Below are 259 nucleotides of genomic sequence, written 5' to 3' on the forward strand. Positions count from 1 at the left end.
CATCGGAAGGCCGGTGGCCAGCGCCTTGCGGCTGTCGCGGATGCAGCCGTCCACGACGATGCCGGCGCCACCGCGGCCGGCCATGTAGGTCACCATCATCTCGCCGAAGATACCGCTGCGCATGTCGCCGCGGGCGTCGACGACGACGACGTCGCCCTCTTCGACCTGGTAGAGCACCTGGCGGTGCATCTGGGCTTCCGGGTTTTCATATTCGTCGATGTCGTAGACGTCTTCCCGCTTGGGCAGAAACTGCAGCGTC

Annotated in this window: 1 protein-coding gene; it reads right to left on the reverse strand. The window is 65.6% G+C overall.

Going from position 1 to position 259, the window contains the following annotated elements:
* Positions 1-259: RraA family protein (locus MD273_RS18675; RefSeq protein ID WP_502846086.1), on the reverse strand; the 259-nt coding region annotated here is incomplete at both ends.

The organism is Marinobacter sp. C7 (assembly GCF_022343555.1).
Classification (GTDB): domain Bacteria; phylum Pseudomonadota; class Gammaproteobacteria; order Pseudomonadales; family Oleiphilaceae; genus Marinobacter.